We start from the raw sequence: 18154 nt of genomic DNA, 5'->3' as shown, positions 1-18154 counted from the left end.
ATGAATGATTCACCCGCAGAAGCGATTAGAAAAGAGTTGCGTTCACTGGTAAGGGAACTGGGACTGCTTAATCGAAATAGTTTTCATTCGAAATTTTCGTTAGCACAAGCCCATGTGCTGAATTATATTTTGAAGAACGGCTCAACACCGGTAACTGAACTTCAGCTTCAACTGTCTATGGACAAAGCTTCTCTTAGCAGAATCGTTAATGGTTTAGCCGAAAAAAGCTATGTCATTATTGAACAAAGTAGCACGGATAAAAGAGCGAACGTCATCCGGCTCCTGCCTTTAGGTCAGATTGCAATCGATGAAGCGAATAAGGATGCAAATGCTTATATCACTCAACTGTTTGAGGTGAGCGGAAACTGCGATCAGATGGCTGCTATCTCCCGATCCCTGCATTCGTTTCGAATGCTCGCCTTACGCAATAACCTGCTTCGCAATCCTTCCCGAATGACCTTTGAAACGGTCAAAGGTCATTATTTAGAAGCGGCTCTTGATCTCGCTGTTCGAATTTTCAATGAAGAGCAGGACATCCCTTCGGAGTTGGTTCCCGTTATGGAATCATATCAACCTATCTGGTGGGGAGCGAGAATTGGCGAAGATATTTGTGGCACTGCCGCAAGCTGGTTGGATAACGGTCAATGGCACTGGGGGAGATTTGCCGTTAACACGGAGTTGCGCGGGTCCGGGCTTGGGGGAAAACTGGCTCATTATTCGCTTGAAGCCACATTTCAATTGGGGGCGGAGCAAATTTTTCTCGAGGCTAGGGAAGCGACCGTGCGTATCGTCGGCAAACTTGGGGGACGCGTTGTGGGAGATCCGTTTGATTTTTATGGAGAACCAGTCTTTCCAATGATGATCTCGCGGGCGGAATTTGAAACATTCCGACATTAACCTTTTCTGTCTTGCTGCCCGTGCAAAAAGGTTGTTCGAGATGAATCGCACATGCTTCCCATTTCCCTCTTCTCCCCATTTTCATGTGAAAGTAAAAGAATTCAAGAAAAAAGAACCAGGAGTCTGCTCTTTACTTGCGCCACCTCTCAGGTCCTAAAGAGCGGATCGAGTGGCGATATTCTCGTCGCGCCACGCCGGGAGCAAGCTGCGGCCCTGTTGTAATACCCTTGTTGGCAACCAGGATCAGATTAGCGAACATCCAACGCCACGTGATCCATGTGATCGCAGTACCCGATGGTAGGTTAATCCTTTCCCGGTTTCTTTCAATTCTCCCTGCAAACAAGTTTTTTAGGGACTCGCCTCGGTTTATTGCCCCGCCAACTCCATAAAATGATCAGCAGCCAGACGAATCGCCAGAACGCTTCCCGTATTGAGAGAGTTATCGAAAAACAGGACATGGTTGTTTTTCACAGCCTTCATTGACTTCCACACAGTCGAATCTTCCTTTTCTTGAACGGCTGCTTTTGCGAGGTCAAGGGTATGCTGGATAATAATGTAATCAGGGTCCATTTCCACCAAAGCCTCCAGGGAAAGCGTGGAACCCTCCTCAGGATAACGTTCTGGCTTCTTCAGCCCAAAGCCGTCTGCTTCGTTATAATAAACGGTGTTTTTTGTCCCCTGAGCAGTAAAGCTGTTTTTACTGTCAACCCTCAGCAATGCGAAGCTTTTATTTTTCAGATCACCCATTTGCTCTTTCGTTTTCTCAATCTTTTCTTTGGTTTCCTTGATAAGCTGCTCCGCCAATTCCTCTTTTCCGATAATTTGGGAGCACATCAGCATTGCCCTTTCCCATTTGTCACTGTAGTCGATTTGGACGACGGGAGCGATCTTGCTAAGCTCATCATACTTCCCATCGATATGACCTTTGAAGGTGACGATGACATCAGGCTTTTCAGCGATAATCGCTTCTATATTCAAATCTCTTCCGCTGCCTAAATCGGTTATCTCTGCCGTTCCGACATAAGGCTGTAAGGTAGCGAATTCCTTCATCGCACTCGCTGCGTTGCCCGAAGCTGTCGGCGGTACGCCCAATGCGAAAAAATAATCCAGATACAAAGGATGGAGAACCGCTATACGTTCCGGCCGTTCTTTAATCACTACTTGGTTGCCAGTGGCGTCCGTAATGGTTCTTGTCCATTCACCCTTCCCGGAGTTGGCGGCTTCCGGCGTACTCGCTCCGTTTGGCTGCTTACTTTCTAGTTCATTGGCAGCAGTTGTGGAAGGCGCTGAGTCCTTGGACCCTCCGGCGCATCCAGCCAGCACTCCCATTAGTAAGACTAGCGAAACAATCACACAAAACCATTTATTCATGTCGCTTCCTCCAGCATTGTCTCATTTCCTGTTGGTTCCTAGCATTCACGGCATCTTGACACGTTCTCACTGTCAGGGGGGTCAAATTATGCCCCTTCAGCCAGATTGCCACTTCACAAAATCAATGCATAACTATCTATTTGCTGTTACATGCTGCAACCATCCTTTCCTGTACGATAAACGAGTCATCCTCTCTGGAAGCACAAATCAGGTGCACATTCATGAAGGACGACTGTTGTTTGTGGTGAATAAGGCATTAATGATAATCATTCTCGTTGACTAGTGTAGCAAGGACCCTTTGAAATGAAAATACACAGATCACAAATATGGCATGCACAATTATCAAATTCGCAAATACTCTTTTTCCATGTCATGATTGCCCTTATCAGAGCTTATGCTTGCCTTCTACCAGCATATCGGCAATTAGATCAATCTGGGCTTTTACGGCGATTGGATCGTACGGCCAGAAGTAGTCAGTATCCAATTGGAAGACATGGCCGTTTTTGACAACATCCAAGGTTTTCCACATAGGATTGCTCGGGTCGAGTCCTGTCTGCCGGACTCCAGCGCTGGTTAAAACTTTAACCGTTCGCTTGGCCCAAAAGACTTTTCGCGTTCGGGGCTTCTGCTGGCGCAGTCAGTATAATATCCAACCAACACCGGCTGGCTTTGCTACTTAAGCGAATCTAACCATTCTTCAGGCGGTCCTCCCCTAGCTCCCGTTCGATGGCAAACAACTGGTTACAATTCGCCAGACCTTTTGCCGCCATGCGGATTGCTTTGCCTCTGGTGCCGCCTTCAGCGCTTCATTATACTTGCACCTGGATGCTCCCCACCACGCGTACACTGGTAAACTAGATTACCACGAGCCAGACATCCCTGCCCGTCCGATACAGCCACATGTACGAATCCGACTGTACGGCTTCGCCTGTCTCCTTTAGCATTTTGAACGTCATCTAGCATTTCGAACGTCATCAGCATGCAGCGCCTCCTGCTTCAGCAGATAACATTTCTCTTGCCACTACCGGCAGCAACCATTGCTCTGCACCGTTGATCATCCAATCCACCATCGTTTGCCGGGACAACGGGTAACTATTGCTCCTTGGTGGTCTATCTGGGCATCTTTACCGAGTGGATTTCTTGATTGATACAAAGTGATTGATACAAAGTTGAAATGTGAAATTGGTTGTGCTACAATGCGAATAATTAATCTAGGGGAGATGATGAGAATAATGTAATATTTCTTGCTTATTTTACGAATGATAAAACAAAAACTGTTTTATTTTTTGTTAAGCAAGAAAGTTACTTATTCTCTTCACTCAAATGAAAATAACAATATCTAATCCATTAATTGGGTTAGATTTTAGTATTTGTTTATTTGAGCTACAAGAAAGGTAACTTTCTTGTAGCTCATTATTTTTTATGGAGGATTTTGTCAATGTCTTTAATCAATGTGACCAACCTAACTTTTGCTTATGACGGTAGCTACGACAACATCTTCGAAAACGTTAGCTTTCAAATTAATGTCTTCATTCAGCAGCGGACAGAAGAAGAAGGTACTGATCGCAAAAAGCTTATGCGAGAAGGCACATCTCCATATTTGGGACGAACCGTTAAACTTTATTGACGTCATTTCTCGTATGCAGATTGAAGAACTATTGCTGGAACATTCACCGACAATACTTTTTGTAGAGCACGATAGTGAATTTTGTAAAAATATCGCCACCAAAATCGTCGAACTGTAATGGAACTGTATGCATACTTAATTTTAGGAGGTTGAAATAAATGTTTGAAGTTGTAAATGTTCATGTGAACCGTTCATTGTCCGTTGGTACGGTTCAGGATCAAACTAAACGGATGCCGGAGCATTATCCATCTATCGATAGATGCACGTAGCGACTGGAGCTGCAAGCATCGTTGGGTTTTCATTTAGTTGGTTAATGTAGATGTTAAGCACCCTTTATTGGTGCTTAAGGCATTTTCTCCGGCTCAAGAGGAGAAAAAACATGAAATCAACTTCGAAATACGAAATGATTCAACACATATTGGCAGAATTGAAACAACCCGCATATCGGTTCCAACAAATTGCGGATGCGATCTTCAAGCAAAGAATTGGTGAATATGACAGAATGACCATACTACCCAAGGGTTTAAGAAACGAATTAATTAAGAACCTTGGCGAACACGTTTTGAACGTAACCCCTGTCATGCAAAAGACATCCAGACAAGTGAATAAAGTGCTTTTTTCCATTGAGGGCGGTGAACGCATAGAGGCAGTTCAACTAAGCTATGAGCGCGGCTGGAAATCATACTGCATTTCCAGCCAGTGCGGATGCGGATATGGTTGCCGCTTCTGTGCTACAGGTACAATCGGACTGAAACGGAATCTAACCCCTGATGAAATTACCGATCAACTGTTATACTTTCATTTAAATGGTCAAGCCTTGGATAGTGTTTCGTTTATGGGCATGGGAGAGGCGCTAGCCAATCCTAATATCTTCGACACGCTTAAGATTCTAACAGATCCACGAACCTTTGGCTTGGGGCATCGAAGAATTACAGTTTCCACCATCGGAATTTTGCCGGGTATCGATCGTCTGGCAAAGGAATTTCCACAGGTTAACCTGACCTTTTCACTGCACTCTCCTTTCGATGAACAGCGGAGCGAGCTAATGCCCATTAACAATCGGTTTCCGCTTCAAGATGTGTTGGACAAGTTGGATCAGCATATTCGTGAAACAGGTAGAAAAGTATATATTGCGTATATATTACTTCGAGGAGAAAACGATTCAAATGAGCATGCGGAAGCCATTGCTGTTTTGTTAAAGCACAGAGGTCCTTGGGAACATTTATATCACGTCAATTTGATCCCCTACAATTCAACCGACGTGACGCCTGAAAGCTTTCATCAATCAGACAAAGTTCGGGTTCAAAAGTTTGTCAGTATCTTAAAGTCAAAGGGAATCAAAGTCACTGTGCGAACTCAATTCGGAACGGACATTGATGCAGCATGCGGTCAGCTATACGGACACAACTAGTAACATATAAATTTTAGACCAAAATAGGGGAATGTGTAACTTTAGAAAGCATTCCCCTATTAATATTAATTAAAGTATTATTGGGTATTGCTACCGTGTAAGTCGATGTTGATTTGTAAAATGGAGTTACTAATTCCTTTGGATTTGTATGGTAAAATGAAACATATCTATAAAGGAGAATGAATTATGTCTCATAATAACTTTACAATAACCCATGTTCAAATCCATGCAAAGACAGTTAATTGGTGATATTTGCATGGAATAACATCATCACTAATCATGCTGGCTTTGCTACTTGAGATATTACATTTATTCAAGGAGTGAGTCTACATGAGATATATCAACGCTAATGAAATTCTCCCAAAAGAATTGGTTGAAAAATTGCAAGATTTTGTACAAGGTGAATACATCTACATTCCCGCAATAAAAGATCAACATAAAAATTGGGGAGAATTATCCGGTTTTCGGGAAGAGATTGATAGGCGAAATAATGAAATAATACAAGCATATACTTCTGGTAATTCGATTCAAGAACTTGCAGAATCTTATTGCCTTTCTGTTTATGCTATCAGAAAAATAATTTATAACAAATAGAAATCGCTGAACCGAGATCCTAATTTTGGACCAATTAAAAACACTACGCTGTCAGAAGATGATCCCTGTACTCACACGGGATCATCTTTTTTATGTCCACTGATGTTATATCAAACATTACAGAAGCGTTTTGTATATAGTTTATGTGTTTTCTATCTGTTACCTTTATAACTACGGGTTCTTCTAAAATGTAGCAGGACAAACGGGGGTTAAAATAATGGATGCTATTGTAAATATAACAAGAACGTTAATCAACAAGTTTTCTAATACAATGAAGCTTTTACTGTGGATGTGGGTACCCATATCTTGAGAGTTTAGAATCTGGAGGAAAGAATAATGTTGAATATTACTATTTTTAATATGGAAGGTATTCATGTTGGTGAAATGGAACTTGAAGAATCCATTTTCGGGATTATTCCCAATGAATTGGTTATGCATGACGCAGTTATAAATTATCTGGCAAATAAACGCAGTGGAACACAATCTGCATTAACACGTGGTGAAGTTAGAGGCGGTGGCAGAAAACCGTATAAGCAGAATAAAATTGATAAATCTAGAGCAGGTTCGATTCGAATGCCTCATTGGCGTGGCGGAGGAGTTGTGTTTGCTCCCAAACCTCGCGACTACAGCTACAAACTCAATAAAAAAGTTAAGCAGCTTGCTATAAAATCTGCATTATCTAGTAAAGTACAGAACAAAGAATTCATTGTCGTCGACGAGATCAAGTTAGAAAATTACAGGACAAAGTCTATAGTAGCTATGCTTAATGCTCTAGGGGCAGATAGAAAGGCACTAATTGTTACACCTTTGATAAATAACTTTGTTTTTAAAAGCGCCAATAACATACCTGGTGTAGAAACCGCCGTAGCTGATTCACTTAATGTATATAATGTTCTGAATTGTGATAAATTAATAATCGCTAAAGAAGCTGTCACTATGATTACGGAAATTTACTCTTAACAAAAGGCATCAAATGGTGTAAACATCAAAAAATACCTACTTCCACACAAGTTGCACATCGAGCTATATGGATCCCGACTTCGAAAAAATCTTCATATCGAAATTGAGCTTGTTGCCAACAAAGAATTGAAAAAGTCAAATTTGAAAACAGGGTCCCCAAACGGGAATCCTGTTTTTTATCGAGCACAATGACATCCAAAAATACTTCTTCTACATAGTTCTATATTACGTTACAGTTCCAAGATTTCTTCTGCCCAGGTAATGAGCACCAGCTTAAAGATATTGAATAATAAAAAGGCTTCTGTTCTGCCAGAAAAAGCAGATCAGAAACCTGTCATTGATGATGTGGTGCGGTCGAGAGGACTTGAACCTCCACGGTGTTGCCACCACTAGAACCTGAATCTAGCGCGTCTGCCAATTCCGCCACGACCGCATGTCCATAAAAATGGTGCCGGCGATAGGACTTGAACCCACAACCCCCTGATTACAAGTCAGGTGCTCTACCAATTGAGCTACACCGGCACGGAAAATAATATCGTTTATACGCTCATTCTGGAAAAGAATGGCGGAGCTGACGGGACTCGAACCCGCGACCTCCGGTGTGACAGACCGGCGTGAACTCCAACTTCACCACAGCTCCATGCTTGTTATGTCAGCCCTTTTCGCTGCTTGCTAGCGACGACTCTTGTAATATAGCACGACCGCATTTGAAAATGCAAGAGTTTATAAAAAGTTTTCCCAAAGATTATTTTTTCATAGATTTACCAACGAAAATCCGCTAGAATTTTATCTAGATATGCAGAAAATAGTAGATTGGTGGAGACGATTGAATGAAACATACTTCGAAGCTATTCACCCTCCTCGCCCTCTTCACTCTGCTGCCTACAGCTGCCCACGCAGCCACCCCTATGCATGTGGTGTCAGCAGGTGATACGCTCAGCAAAATCGCCCGCGAGAATCAAACAACCGTCGGCCTACTTATGCAAGTGAACCATCTCGAAACGGATCAACTATCGATTGGTCAAACCTTGTCGTTGCCTGAGGCTGGCTTGTCGGACTCCGCGGTTGATGCTGCACCTCCTGATTTGGTTGAGAACTCTGATGGCAGCAGTCATGTAGAAGCTGAAGAAATTACAGCCGGAGAAAAAGCTCGTGTTGCTGTCGATGTACTCAATGTACGCAAGAAGCCTTCTATTGATGCTAAAGTTTTAGGTAAATTAAGATTTGGCTCACTTGTGGAAGTACTCGAAACCGGCAGTGAATGGACGAAAATTGAATATGAAGATGACGAAGCATATGTAGCTACCTCCTATTTGAGCGCGAAGCTGTCCGCTGTTCCAGAAACGTCAGGTAAAGTAGATGAAGCGAGTCTAGAACGTCTGGAAGCCATCTTCCAGCCACTGCTCAAGACTCCTTACATTCTGGGTGGAACAACGCCAAATGGTTTTGATTGCAGCGGCTTTACTGCATACGTTTTTAACCAGCTAGGCGTTACACTCCCCCGCACTTCCGAGGAACAATTTAAAGGTGGACAAGCCATTCCGCTCGATGAAGCACAACCGGGTGACCTTTTGTTTTATGATGCCCTCGGAAAAGGACACGTCTCACACGTAGCGATTTATCTTGGCAACGGCACAATTGTCCATGCCTCTGGTGAAGATGTTCGTTATGGAAAAGTGGAGTATATGCACAAGCTCTATCCGTTTTATGGCGTAAAGCGCTATCAATAGCGCAAAACAGCCCCTGTTCTCCTGTTTCATGCAGAGAGAAAAGGGGCTGTTTTTTTCCTTAGTGCGTTTCTGTTCCTTGGGAGGTCTGCTGAGCCTGCTGCTGATTTGCCCCAATCTCAATTTTCCCCAAAGCCTGCTTCATTTTATCGAGCTGAAGTTGATAATCCCTTACCACTACGGTCAAGACGCTCACTGACTCTTTAAAATCTGGTTCACTGCTTACCCTGTCAATGGCTCTATGTAAATGCAGCATTTTGTTTTCCGTTTCCCGTAGTAGGTCGAGCAACTGCAATCCGTTTACCACGTTATCACCTCACTCGTTTTTACTTACTTTCTCCACGGACGCAGCTCGCTATGCGCAAAAAAACGCCCGATAGCATCATCGGACGTTTTTGACTTTGTTACCGTGCGGGAAAGTGGAACCAACCCACGATTGCTGGGCGTAAGCTATACCTTATTTACGCTCGTCTGGTTAGCGAGAAGAAGCGAGCTGGACAAATGTTTCAATGTCTTTTCCGATCAATGCCAAGGAGTTGCGCCAGAAGTCTGCAGAACGCACATCCACATCCATAATCGCAGCAACATCGGCAATGCTGAGCTTGCCTGTTACGGACAAGAGCTGATCGTACTGTTCTATAAATGCAGCTCCACGCTTCAGATACTCCGCATACAGTCCTTTTGCAAACAAAAGACCAAACGCGTAAGGGAAATTGTAGAAGTTGAAATCAGCGCTGTAATAATGCGGCTTACAAACCCACATGTACGGATGCAGAACCGACTGATCCAATCCCTCGCCATACGCATCTTTTTGCGCCTGAAGCATGAGCTCCTTTAGTTCGTTAACAGACAAAGATCCGTTTTCCCGGCGGGCAAAGAGTGCGGTTTCAAACAAGTAGCGGCTGTAAATATCCACAATGACTTGGCTAGAGCCGGAAATATCGTTTTCGAGAATCGCAAATGCCTCATCTGGAGTAGCCTTTGCCAATGCAGCATTGGCAATAATCGTTTCACACAAAATGGAGGCGGTTTCGGCTATCGGCATCGGGTAATCACTGTTTAAAAATGCCTCTTCCACCAAGCATTCTCCGTGGTAGCCATGGCCGAGTTCGTGTGCCAGTGTGCTCACGTCGTTGTAGCTGCCCGTATAGTTCGCCATAATGCGGCTTTCTCCAACCATATGCAGGTTGTAGCAGAATGCCCCTCCCCGCTTTCCTTCACGCGTCTGGGCGTCAATCCACTTGTTATCGAAGGCGCGCGCTGCATAATTCGCCAGCTTTTCACTAAAGCTACCAAAGTGCTTCACAATAAAGTCGCGCGCTTCCTGATAACTGAAGCGCATGTCTGCTTCACCCACTGGGGCAAATATGTCGTAAAACGGCAGTTGACCATTCTCATGCCCCAAAAGCTCAGCTTTTTTACGGAAATACTTGTGGAACGATGGCAGACTTTCGCGCATAGCCGTCAGCATAGCGTCCAACGTCTCTTTGTCCATCCGCGAATCTTTGAGTGTTTTGTCCAATGGCGATTCGTAACCGCGCAGCTTTGCTACTGTAATGACCTCACCTTTGATCCCGTTGAGGCTAGCAGCAGAGGATTCCTCAATCTTCTTATACGCCGCCAGCTCCGCCTCATAGGCGTTCTTGCGCACATTTGCATCCTTTTCGTACGCCATATTGCGTACGACAGGCAGTGGAAGCTGCTTTGCTTCTCCCTCAACCGTGATATCGACCAAAAGGGTGGAGGTCAGCATCTCTTGCAGCTTCGTCCAAGCGTTCGATCCGGTATTCTTCATTTTGGCGAGGATAATTTCCTCTTTTTCTCCGAGCATATACTTGCTTTTCTCCGACAATTCGGTCAAAAAGTAACGGTGGGTTTCCAGCTGCTTTGACTGCTTGATCAGCTCATCCAAATTGTCCAGTGAGCCCAGCCATTTCTGGAAAAGAACTTCTGGCTCCACCATTTCTACAGCCTGGTTTTGAATTTTCTCGACCAGTTGCAAAGCTTGACTGTTTTTGGCGTCGACGCTTGCTGTCAGCTCCGCAAAGGCATACAACCGTCCTTGTGTTTGTAAAACAGAAGTTATTTTCGTGAGATATGTTTCAATCTTGGCGACTGCATCTTCGTGACTATGCAGATTTTGCCCGGCCCAGCTCTTTACCTCGTCCATCTCGCTGCATAATTTTCCCCAATCTTCTTTGCACTCAGGCGAGTCAAACGACGTGTACAATACGTCCAAATTCCAGCGCATATCCATGGGCCCGTGCCTCCTTCAACTTATGTAACCATTCCCATTGTAAAAAAAATTGGATAGATTGAGCAAGTTTTTAGCAAAAAAATCCCCTGCCATTCAACCTGGCAGGGGATCCATCTGTTGTTATGCACGCACCGGCTGGGTGAGAAAAGTCAAGGCTGACAAGGCAAATAGCTGGGTTGACTCCACCAACTGATCGATATCTACATACTCGTCAGCATGATGCGGGATGTGTCTATCCCCTGCCCCTGTCGTTAATATCGGGATGCCAGCTTTATGTAAAAAGGTTCCGTCAGTTGCTCCTGGCACACCGTTGTATACAGGCTCTCTCTTGGTGATCTCCCGATAAGAGCTGGCTACAGCCTGTACGACTTCTTCTTCCATTCCGGTCAACGTCCAAGGGCGTTCTTCGATGATGTCGAGTGTTGCTTTGAACTTCTCATCTTCTCTTCCCAGCACATCCAAGATCGATTGCATTTCCAGGCGCAGCACGTCATGATTTTGACCAGGAACCGTGCGTATATCTAGCGTAGTCATGCATTGGTCGGGAACAACATTGATCTGGGCATCTCCTTTTACGGGTGCTTGAAGAATCGTTGGGGTAATGCTCGGCCAGCCCAGCATCGGATGCTGCCCCAGACGTGCCATTTCTCTCTTCTCCAGCTCTTCCAGCGCCACAACCGCTCGTGCCATGCGTGTATTTGGATTGATTCCAGTCAATGGCATAGCCCCATGCGCCATTTTTCCGTACGTGCGCAAAATCGCCCGCATTGCCCCTTTCTGCGTGATGCAGAGCTGATTTTCCTCTGGCTCGCAAATAATGGCAGCATCGACTTTGTCCGCCCAACCGCGCCGAATAAAATCTTTAATGCCAATCATCATTCCTTCTTCGTCGCAAGGGATACATAAGAGGATCTTGCCGGTAAAGGTTTGTTTGGACCGCTGAATCGCTTTTACAGCGCAGATGGCTGCCGCCAGGTTACCCTTGGTATCGCAGGAACCGCGACCGTATATACGACCTCCTGAAATCGTCCCGCCGAACGGGTCGTAGCTCCAGGCATCCCGATCCCCTTCGGTTACAACATCTGTGTGTGCCTCGAACAAGAGTGTTTTTCCCGGCCGACCTGAATCGTAAAAGGCAATGATGTTTGGCCTGCCAGGCACCACTTCCTCATAGAATACTTGCATCCCCATATTGCGAAGGTAATCGGCCACAAACAGGGCTACCCGTTCTTCATTGGCGCCGGGCTGATCAGGGCGGTAAACACTTGGGATCCGTACGAGATCCTGCGTCAAGCGGACAACTTCCTGTTCGTCAACAAAGGATATAACCTGGTTCATTGGACAATCCTCTCCTTACGCATCCATTTGTGTGAAGGGAAAAACAACCTGCTAGCAGCGAATACTGCGATAGGCGGGAAGGCCCCCTGCCTCTTCAGCAGATTTGATCGCCGAAATCACGGCTTCTGCCAGCACATCTGCAGAAAGCGTCCCGATCAGATCGACTGTAGCCTCTATGCCACCAGTCGCAGTCGCCACAGCGAAGATGGTATCCCCGTCAAACATCGTGTGGATTGGTCTGATCGTACGCGCAAGTCCGTCATGGGCCATTTGCGCCACTTTTTTCGCTTCCGCTTTCGTCAACACGGCATTGCTGGCGACAACTGCAATTGTCGTATTGGTCCCAGGCGGGATCGGTGAAAACGTATGTGCTTTCATTATCTCTACGCTATCCTGGACACGACCTTGTTCATCTCGCGGTCCTGCAAGGATGCTTCCCGTCTGTGGGTCTACGACATGCCCCACCGCATTTACCGCGACGATCGCACCGACTACCAATCCATTTTGCAAGCGAATGGACGCCGAGCCCAATCCACTTTTCATGGCATTGGCAAAACCATTCAGCTTCCCGACAGAGGCTCCTGTCCCAGCCCCAACATTTCCTTGGACACAAGCCTCGGCGCTTGCCGCTGTCGCCGCCTGGTACCCCATAGCGCGGTCTGGGCGAATCCGATGATCACCTAGTGCTAGATCGAACAGCACCGCAGCGGGGACAATGGGGACGACTCCAAAGCCCACCTCAAGCCCTATGCCTTGTTCCTCCAAAAACTGCATGACACCGGAAGCAGCATCTAGTCCGTAAGCACTCCCTCCTGATAAACAGATCGCATGAACCGCATTCACCAGATTCACTGGGTCGAGCAAATCCGTCTCACGGGTGCCCGGGGCCGAACCCCGGACATCCACGCCGCATACAGAAGGCTTCTCAAGCATAATCACACTGCAGCCCGTCAACGCTTCTTTGTTTTGTGCATGCCCAATTTTTACTCCAGGCACATCTACAATGGTTCCGGTCATGCTTAAAAATCTCCTGAAATTTTCGACTTTTGCTTGCCAGATGTGCCAATTTTTTTCCACGCAGCAACTACGGCGAGTGTCACGATAACCGAAACGATCGCCTCTGGCAAACCACTGGTAACGGCAACTGTCGTCGCGACGCCGAACGGCATGTATCCCCGAATAACGGCCATACCCAAAACCAAAATCGTGTTTGTCATCGCACCGATAAACCCTGCAGCGCCGATAGCCAAGTACTGATTGACATTTTTTAGACCCACATACGTCAGATAGGCAGTGACCCCGATAAACAAGCGCGGTAAAATGGCTACCAACGGGTCTTTAAACAGTGGGACGGTGGCGTTTAAAAAAGAAGAGACTCCAAAAATGAGACCAATGATCATGCCGACGCCCCAGCCCTCCATGATACCGCCGATTACCGCTGGAATGTGCATAATCGTGGCATTGCCTGCTGCCGTTGGAACCGGGATGTATCCAAGGCGCGTAACACCCAGCAAAATCGCTATCGCCCCCAGAACACCTGCTATTACGATCCTTCGTACGGTCAAGCCCTTTTCCATGCGTACTCCTCCTTTATCTCGATTTATCTGGAATCCCCAAATAGGGAGAACTCCCGCTTACTACCACGGTATTCCGAGCATGATCACAGAAATGACAACACTAAAGAGGAGGGCGAGATAATCTTTGCTGGTTGCTGTGTAATGCGCAAAACGGGTTCGCGCAGCTCCTGGCGTGTAGCATCTGGCTTCCATCGCAAGAATCAGATCCTCAGCTCTGGCTAGCGCTACGTTGAAAAGCGGAATGATGATCGGAAACATGTCTTTGGTCCGCCGGATAATTCGCCACCATTCCCCCGTTCCAAAATCAGCACCACGCGATGCCTGTGCCTTCATCATCTTTTCCATCTCCATCGCAAAGGTAGGCACAAACCGGATGGCAATCGTGATGATCAGAGCAAATGCGTGAACGGGAAACTTGATTTTCTCCAAAGGCCCAAGCAGCCGCTCCATCCCGTGGGTGAGCTCTGTCGTGGACGTACTCAGTGTCAGCACGCTGGAAAGAAAAATTACTTCTACAAATCTCATCGCGGAGACCACAACTAGCCGGATACTTTCACTCGAGATCGTGACAAAGCCGTATTTCAGATAAACGGTACCGCCATTCGCAATCTCACCGTAAAAGAGAAGCTGCATGATAGCGAGGATAATAATAAACGGAATGGCTGGCTTGATCCCGGAAATTCCATAGTGCAGCGGGATTTTGGAGACGGAGAACATCCAGATGCAAACCACCAATGCAAACAGGTTACCTACATAGGTGTTGCAAATCGCGATAGCCAGAATCATAATCACAAAAGCAGCCAGCTTGAACCGGGGATCCAGACGATGAACGACTGAGCCGGTAGGCAAATATTGGCCGATCGTAATATTGCGTGTCAATTCGAATTCCGCTGACATACGGATCCCCTCCCTATCGCTTGATCAATTTCAAGATTTCGAAAGCAGTCTCTTCTGGCAAATAGGCACCCGGATCAATGTCATAGCCTTCTTTTCGCAGCCTGTACAAAATATCTACGGATTCTGGCGTCCCGATATGATGCTCGCTAAGTAGCTCTTGGTTGCCAAATATTTGGCGGGGAGTCCCATCCAGGACTGCCTTTCCGTTTGCCATCACGTAGACGCGATCAGCCAGCTGGGCGACCTCCTCCATATTGTGAGAGACAAAAATAACCGTCAGTTTTTCGTCACGGTTGAGTCCGCGAATTCGCTCCAACAACTCCTTGCGCGATCTCGGGTCCAAGCCGGCTGTTGGCTCATCCAGAACTAGAACCTTGGGCTGCAGAGAGAGGACACCTGCCAAAGCGACCTTGCGCTTTTGTCCTCCGCTCAGGGCAAAGGTAGGGCGGTCCTTCATTTCCTGAAACGACAGGCCAACCAGCTCCATCGCCCAATGCACACGCCGCCTTACTTCTTCCAGCGGCAAGCCCATTTTGAAAGGGCCATAAGCCACGTCATCACCAACCAGCTTTTCAAATAATTGATCTTCCGGGTTTTGAAAGACCAATCCGACTTGTCGCCGAAGTGTGCGAATATCGAGCTTTGGCTGCGACACGTCCAATCCATTGATCACGACCGAGCCGGATTGCGGGCGTATCAAGCCGTTAAAGTGCTGGATCAACGTAGATTTCCCCGAGCCTGTATGACCGATGATCGCGAGGCACTCCCCTTCGGCTACCTCGAGGTTGACCTGATCCAACGCGCGATGCTGCAGCGGCGTTCCCTGCATGTAGACATGGGAGAGATTTTTGACAGAAACGATGGGCCTGGTCATGATCCACTCGCCTCCGCTGGTCTGACATACACTCGATTGACCTCTGCCACAACCTCTTCGTTATGAATCAAAGCGGGCGAAAACGCAGCATACTCCGCGTGCACAAGTGCGGCTACTCTGCTCGCATCCGGTACGTCCAAATGAAGCTCTTGCAGTCTTTCCTGATGCGAAAACACTTCTCGTGGTGTTCCTTGCAAGACGATTTTGCCTCCCTCCATGACAACGACCCGATCCGCTTCGGCCACTTCTGACATGTGGTGGGTTACCGTCACGATGGTCATTCCCTCGCTGTGGAGCTTGCGGACAACAGCCAAAATATCGTGCCTTCCGTAGCTGTCCAGCATGCTCGTTGCTTCGTCCAGCACCAGGCATTGCGGCTTCATCGCCAAAATCCCAGCTATGGCAATCCGCTGCTTTTGCCCTCCAGACAAGTGATGCGGTGGCCGATGCCGAAATGCACTCATCCCGACCGCTTCAAGAGCAAAATCAATCCGTTCTTTCATCTCTTCCTCGGCCGTGCCGATATTCTCCAGACCAAAAGCCACATCATCCTCGACGATGGTCGCTACAATCTGATTGTCAGGATGTTGAAACACCATGCCTACACGACTTCTCACTTCATGAATTCGTTCTTTTTCACGTGTATTGATCCCGTTTACTATGACATCTCCTTCTTTTGGAGTCAGAATGCCATTGAGATGCTTGGATAAGGTCGATTTACCAGAGCCATTATGACCAATAATCGCTAAATACTCTCCGGGAAACACTTCGAGGGAGACGTTTTGCAGCACCGGCACCTGCTGATCTTGGTTTAACTGATACGCAAAGGAGACGTTTTCGACGCGAATGATTGGTTGAGTAGACATGTGCTCCCCTCACTTTATACAGGATTTACGACTGGCGTATAAATTTCTGAGCTCGACTCACATTTATTAGGAATAGCAAAAATCATGCCAAATCAGTATGTTTAAAATTTTCTGTTAATTATAAGCTTCATTCGTTTTCCCCGTGTTGCAAAGTGCGCAATCGGCGTTGCATATGCAACATTTTTATTCCGCTCCATATCTTTTGATCTTTCTCCACAAGGTTGACCGATCCATACCCAAAATCTTCGCCGCTTCTCCTTTGTTTCCTTTTGTTTCTTCCAAAACTTTCCTGATCAAATCTACTTCGCGATTTTCTTGCTGCCGGTATTGCCTACGCTGATTCACTTTTTTTGCGAAAAAAGCAATGTCTTCTATACGCAAAGCATCTGTTTTGCACAAAAGGATCATTCGTTCTACCACATTGTGCAATTCACGGACATTTCCGGGCCAGTCATGTTGTCTCAGCAAATGAACGACGCCTTCCTCCGCAATTCGCAGCCTTCGATTCCCCCGCTCTGCCATCTCTTCCATGATAGAGGCGACCAAGAGCGGAATATCTTCCGTACGCTCGCGCAGAGGCGGCAACTCCAAGGTCAAAACATTCAGCCGATAGTACAGATCAGAACGAAATAATTTTTCCTCCATTAACTGCTCCAAATCGCGATTCGTTGCTGCAATGATTCGTACATCGACAGGCACGATTCGTTCACCGCTGATTCGCCGCACCTTTTTCTCCTGCAGAATTCGGAGGAGGAGTGCTTGAATGGGAATGGACATCTCGCCAATTTCATCTAGAAAAAGAGTGCCCCCATGCGCCAGCTCAAACAAGCCAGGCTTTCCCCCTTTTCGTGCTCCCGTAAATGCGCCTTCCTCATACCCAAACAGCTCGCTCTCCAATAGATTTCCTGGCAGTGCTGCACAGTTGACGGCGATAAAAGGCCCGGTCGCCCGCTGGCTGCTCAAATGGATCCCCTGTGCAAACAACTCTTTGCCTGTCCCCGTCTCTCCCTGGATCAATACAGTCGCATCAGTTCTGGCAAACGTTTCCGCCCATTCCTTCGCCTCCCGCATCGCAGGAGATTGGCCAATGATATCTTCTAATCGGTACTTTGCTTCCAATCCGCTCTCCATGCTTTGCTTGCGGATACGCATCTCCATTTTTTGAATATCAGTGATTTCCTTAAAGGTTGATACCGCACCGACAATTTCTCCTTCGACTATCATGGGGAGCCGGTTGATAATGATTTGGCGATTTAGAATCGTGGCGATATCGCCGATCTCACGTTTGCCTGTCGCTAAAATGCGCAGCATGTCTGAGTTTGGAATATAGCGTGTAATTTTCTGCCCGACGATATTGGCTGGCAGACCAAGGATTTCTGTCGCAATTTTATTGACCCAAATGATATTGGAATCACGATCAACCGCAATAATCCCGTCATGCGAGGCATCCAAAATGGCTTGAATGTGAATGTCGTTGATCATTTGCCCGATTCTCCTTCCTGCGCCCGATCCAGCATCACTTCCACTTCTACGGGCTGCTTACGCGGTCTGCGCTTCGTTTTCCGCTTCTTTTTCCGCAAAACAATCAGCGCTGTCAACATAAGTCCCAGAGTGGCGAGCTCAATCGGTTGAGACAACTTGGGGACGACCCAGCCACTCATGCCGAGCAAGTGGAAAATGACAGCCATATATAGGAGAATGGTGGCCAGGTTTTGCGCATTCATCATGATCACTCCTGCCTGTACAAGTGGAAATGGA

At 46.6% G+C, this 18154-nt stretch carries 19 protein-coding genes, 3 tRNA genes and 1 pseudogene; 7 read left to right on the top strand and 16 right to left on the bottom strand.

What is annotated here, in order from left to right:
- On the top strand, positions 1–897 hold the full coding sequence (locus ACIFQN_RS10425; protein ID WP_429832955.1) for a GNAT family N-acetyltransferase: 897 nt from the start codon (positions 1–3) through the stop codon (positions 895–897).
- A gap of 366 nt (positions 898–1263) precedes the next feature.
- Here the strand turns inward: ACIFQN_RS10425 and ACIFQN_RS10420 are convergent, their stop codons facing one another.
- Entirely contained in the window at positions 1264–2268 is a 1005-nt protein-coding gene (locus tag ACIFQN_RS10420) for an iron-siderophore ABC transporter substrate-binding protein (RefSeq protein ID WP_429832954.1), read from the bottom strand.
- A gap of 88 nt (positions 2269–2356) precedes the next feature.
- Here ACIFQN_RS10420 and ACIFQN_RS10415 point away from each other — a divergent pair, with 88 nt between their 5' ends.
- Positions 2357–2551 (top strand): hypothetical protein, encoded by a 195-nt coding sequence (locus ACIFQN_RS10415; protein ID WP_429832953.1) that lies wholly within the window; start codon positions 2357–2359, stop codon positions 2549–2551.
- A gap of 102 nt (positions 2552–2653) precedes the next feature.
- Here ACIFQN_RS10415 and ACIFQN_RS10410 read toward each other — a convergent pair whose 3' ends face one another.
- Together ACIFQN_RS10410 and ACIFQN_RS10405 are read right to left on the bottom strand one after the other, a co-directional pair.
- Complete coding sequence (locus ACIFQN_RS10410) at positions 2654–2785, bottom strand: hypothetical protein (protein ID WP_429832952.1); 132 nt, start codon at positions 2783–2785, stop codon at positions 2654–2656.
- 281 nt (positions 2786–3066) lie between these two features.
- Positions 3067–3249, bottom strand: a complete 183-nt coding sequence (locus ACIFQN_RS10405) for a hypothetical protein (protein ID WP_429832951.1) — start codon at positions 3247–3249, stop codon at positions 3067–3069.
- Positions 3250–3785: 536 nt separating this feature from the next.
- Between ACIFQN_RS10405 and ACIFQN_RS10400 the strand changes: the two are divergent.
- The 4 genes and pseudogenes from ACIFQN_RS10400 to rplD all read left to right on the top strand — a co-directional run.
- Positions 3786–4013: pseudogene (locus ACIFQN_RS10400) on the top strand (ATP-binding cassette domain-containing protein); the annotation flags it as partial.
- 261 nt (positions 4014–4274) lie between these two features.
- Entirely contained in the window at positions 4275–5306 is a 1032-nt protein-coding gene (locus ACIFQN_RS10395) for a Cfr family 23S rRNA (adenine(2503)-C(8))-methyltransferase (protein WP_429832950.1), read from the top strand.
- Between the two features lie 330 nt (positions 5307–5636).
- On the top strand, positions 5637–5900 hold the full coding sequence (locus ACIFQN_RS10390; protein WP_429832949.1) for a CD3324 family protein: 264 nt from the start codon (positions 5637–5639) through the stop codon (positions 5898–5900).
- 336 nt (positions 5901–6236) lie between these two features.
- The gene (gene rplD, locus ACIFQN_RS10385; protein ID WP_429832948.1) at positions 6237–6860 is read left to right on the top strand and encodes a 50S ribosomal protein L4; all 624 of its coding nucleotides are present in this window, start codon (positions 6237–6239) and stop codon (positions 6858–6860) included.
- Positions 6861–7206: 346 nt separating this feature from the next.
- Here the strand turns inward: rplD and ACIFQN_RS10380 are convergent.
- From ACIFQN_RS10380 to ACIFQN_RS10370, 3 genes are all read right to left on the bottom strand, one after another.
- Positions 7207–7293, bottom strand: a tRNA-Leu gene (locus tag ACIFQN_RS10380).
- Between the two features lie 13 nt (positions 7294–7306).
- Positions 7307–7382: transfer RNA gene (locus ACIFQN_RS10375), tRNA-Thr, on the bottom strand.
- A 41-nt stretch (positions 7383–7423) separates the two neighbouring features.
- Positions 7424–7500, bottom strand: a tRNA-Asp gene (locus ACIFQN_RS10370).
- Positions 7501–7690: 190 nt separating this feature from the next.
- On the opposite strand from ACIFQN_RS10370, the gene ACIFQN_RS10365 reads away from it, so the two are divergent.
- Complete coding sequence (locus ACIFQN_RS10365; protein WP_429832947.1) at positions 7691–8590, top strand: NlpC/P60 family protein; 900 nt, start codon at positions 7691–7693, stop codon at positions 8588–8590.
- Positions 8591–8648: 58 nt separating this feature from the next.
- Here the strand turns inward: ACIFQN_RS10365 and ACIFQN_RS10360 are convergent, their stop codons facing one another.
- The 10 genes from ACIFQN_RS10360 to ACIFQN_RS10315 all read right to left on the bottom strand — a co-directional run bounded on the left by ACIFQN_RS10360 (position 8649) and on the right by ACIFQN_RS10315 (position 18123).
- Positions 8649–8894, bottom strand: coding sequence for a hypothetical protein (locus ACIFQN_RS10360; protein ID WP_429832946.1), 246 nt, complete (start codon positions 8892–8894; stop codon positions 8649–8651).
- A 168-nt stretch (positions 8895–9062) separates the two neighbouring features.
- On the bottom strand, positions 9063–10844 hold the full coding sequence (locus ACIFQN_RS10355; protein WP_429832945.1) for a M3 family oligoendopeptidase: 1782 nt from the start codon (positions 10842–10844) through the stop codon (positions 9063–9065).
- Positions 10845–10964: 120 nt separating this feature from the next.
- A complete protein-coding gene (locus ACIFQN_RS10350; protein WP_429832944.1) occupies positions 10965–12182 on the bottom strand; it encodes a M20 family metallopeptidase in 1218 nt (405 codons plus the stop codon).
- A gap of 51 nt (positions 12183–12233) precedes the next feature.
- The gene (locus ACIFQN_RS10345) at positions 12234–13199 is read right to left on the bottom strand and encodes a P1 family peptidase (protein ID WP_429832943.1); all 966 of its coding nucleotides are present in this window, start codon (positions 13197–13199) and stop codon (positions 12234–12236) included.
- A gap of 2 nt (positions 13200–13201) precedes the next feature.
- Positions 13202–13759: an ECF transporter S component gene (locus ACIFQN_RS10340; protein WP_429832942.1), complete on the bottom strand. Its 558-nt coding sequence runs from the start codon at positions 13757–13759 to the stop codon at positions 13202–13204.
- Positions 13760–13819: 60 nt separating this feature from the next.
- Entirely contained in the window at positions 13820–14656 is an 837-nt protein-coding gene (locus ACIFQN_RS10335) for an energy-coupling factor transporter transmembrane component T family protein (protein ID WP_429832941.1), read from the bottom strand.
- Between the two features lie 13 nt (positions 14657–14669).
- On the bottom strand, positions 14670–15530 hold the full coding sequence (locus ACIFQN_RS10330; RefSeq protein ID WP_429832940.1) for an energy-coupling factor transporter ATPase: 861 nt from the start codon (positions 15528–15530) through the stop codon (positions 14670–14672).
- Positions 15527–16396, bottom strand: coding sequence for an energy-coupling factor transporter ATPase (locus tag ACIFQN_RS10325; protein WP_429832939.1), 870 nt, complete (start codon positions 16394–16396; stop codon positions 15527–15529). The genes ACIFQN_RS10330 and ACIFQN_RS10325 overlap by 4 nt, the downstream gene beginning before the upstream one ends.
- A 183-nt stretch (positions 16397–16579) precedes the next feature.
- Positions 16580–17878 (bottom strand): sigma-54 interaction domain-containing protein, encoded by a 1299-nt coding sequence (locus ACIFQN_RS10320; RefSeq protein ID WP_429832938.1) that lies wholly within the window; start codon positions 17876–17878, stop codon positions 16580–16582.
- Positions 17875–18123 (bottom strand): hypothetical protein, encoded by a 249-nt coding sequence (locus tag ACIFQN_RS10315; protein ID WP_429832937.1) that lies wholly within the window; start codon positions 18121–18123, stop codon positions 17875–17877. The genes ACIFQN_RS10320 and ACIFQN_RS10315 overlap by 4 nt, the downstream gene beginning before the upstream one ends.
- Positions 18124–18154: the final 31 nt, after the last annotated feature.

Source organism: Brevibacillus sp. NRS-1366, from assembly GCF_050467985.1.
This window is presented reverse-complemented; position numbering and strand designations above follow the sequence as displayed.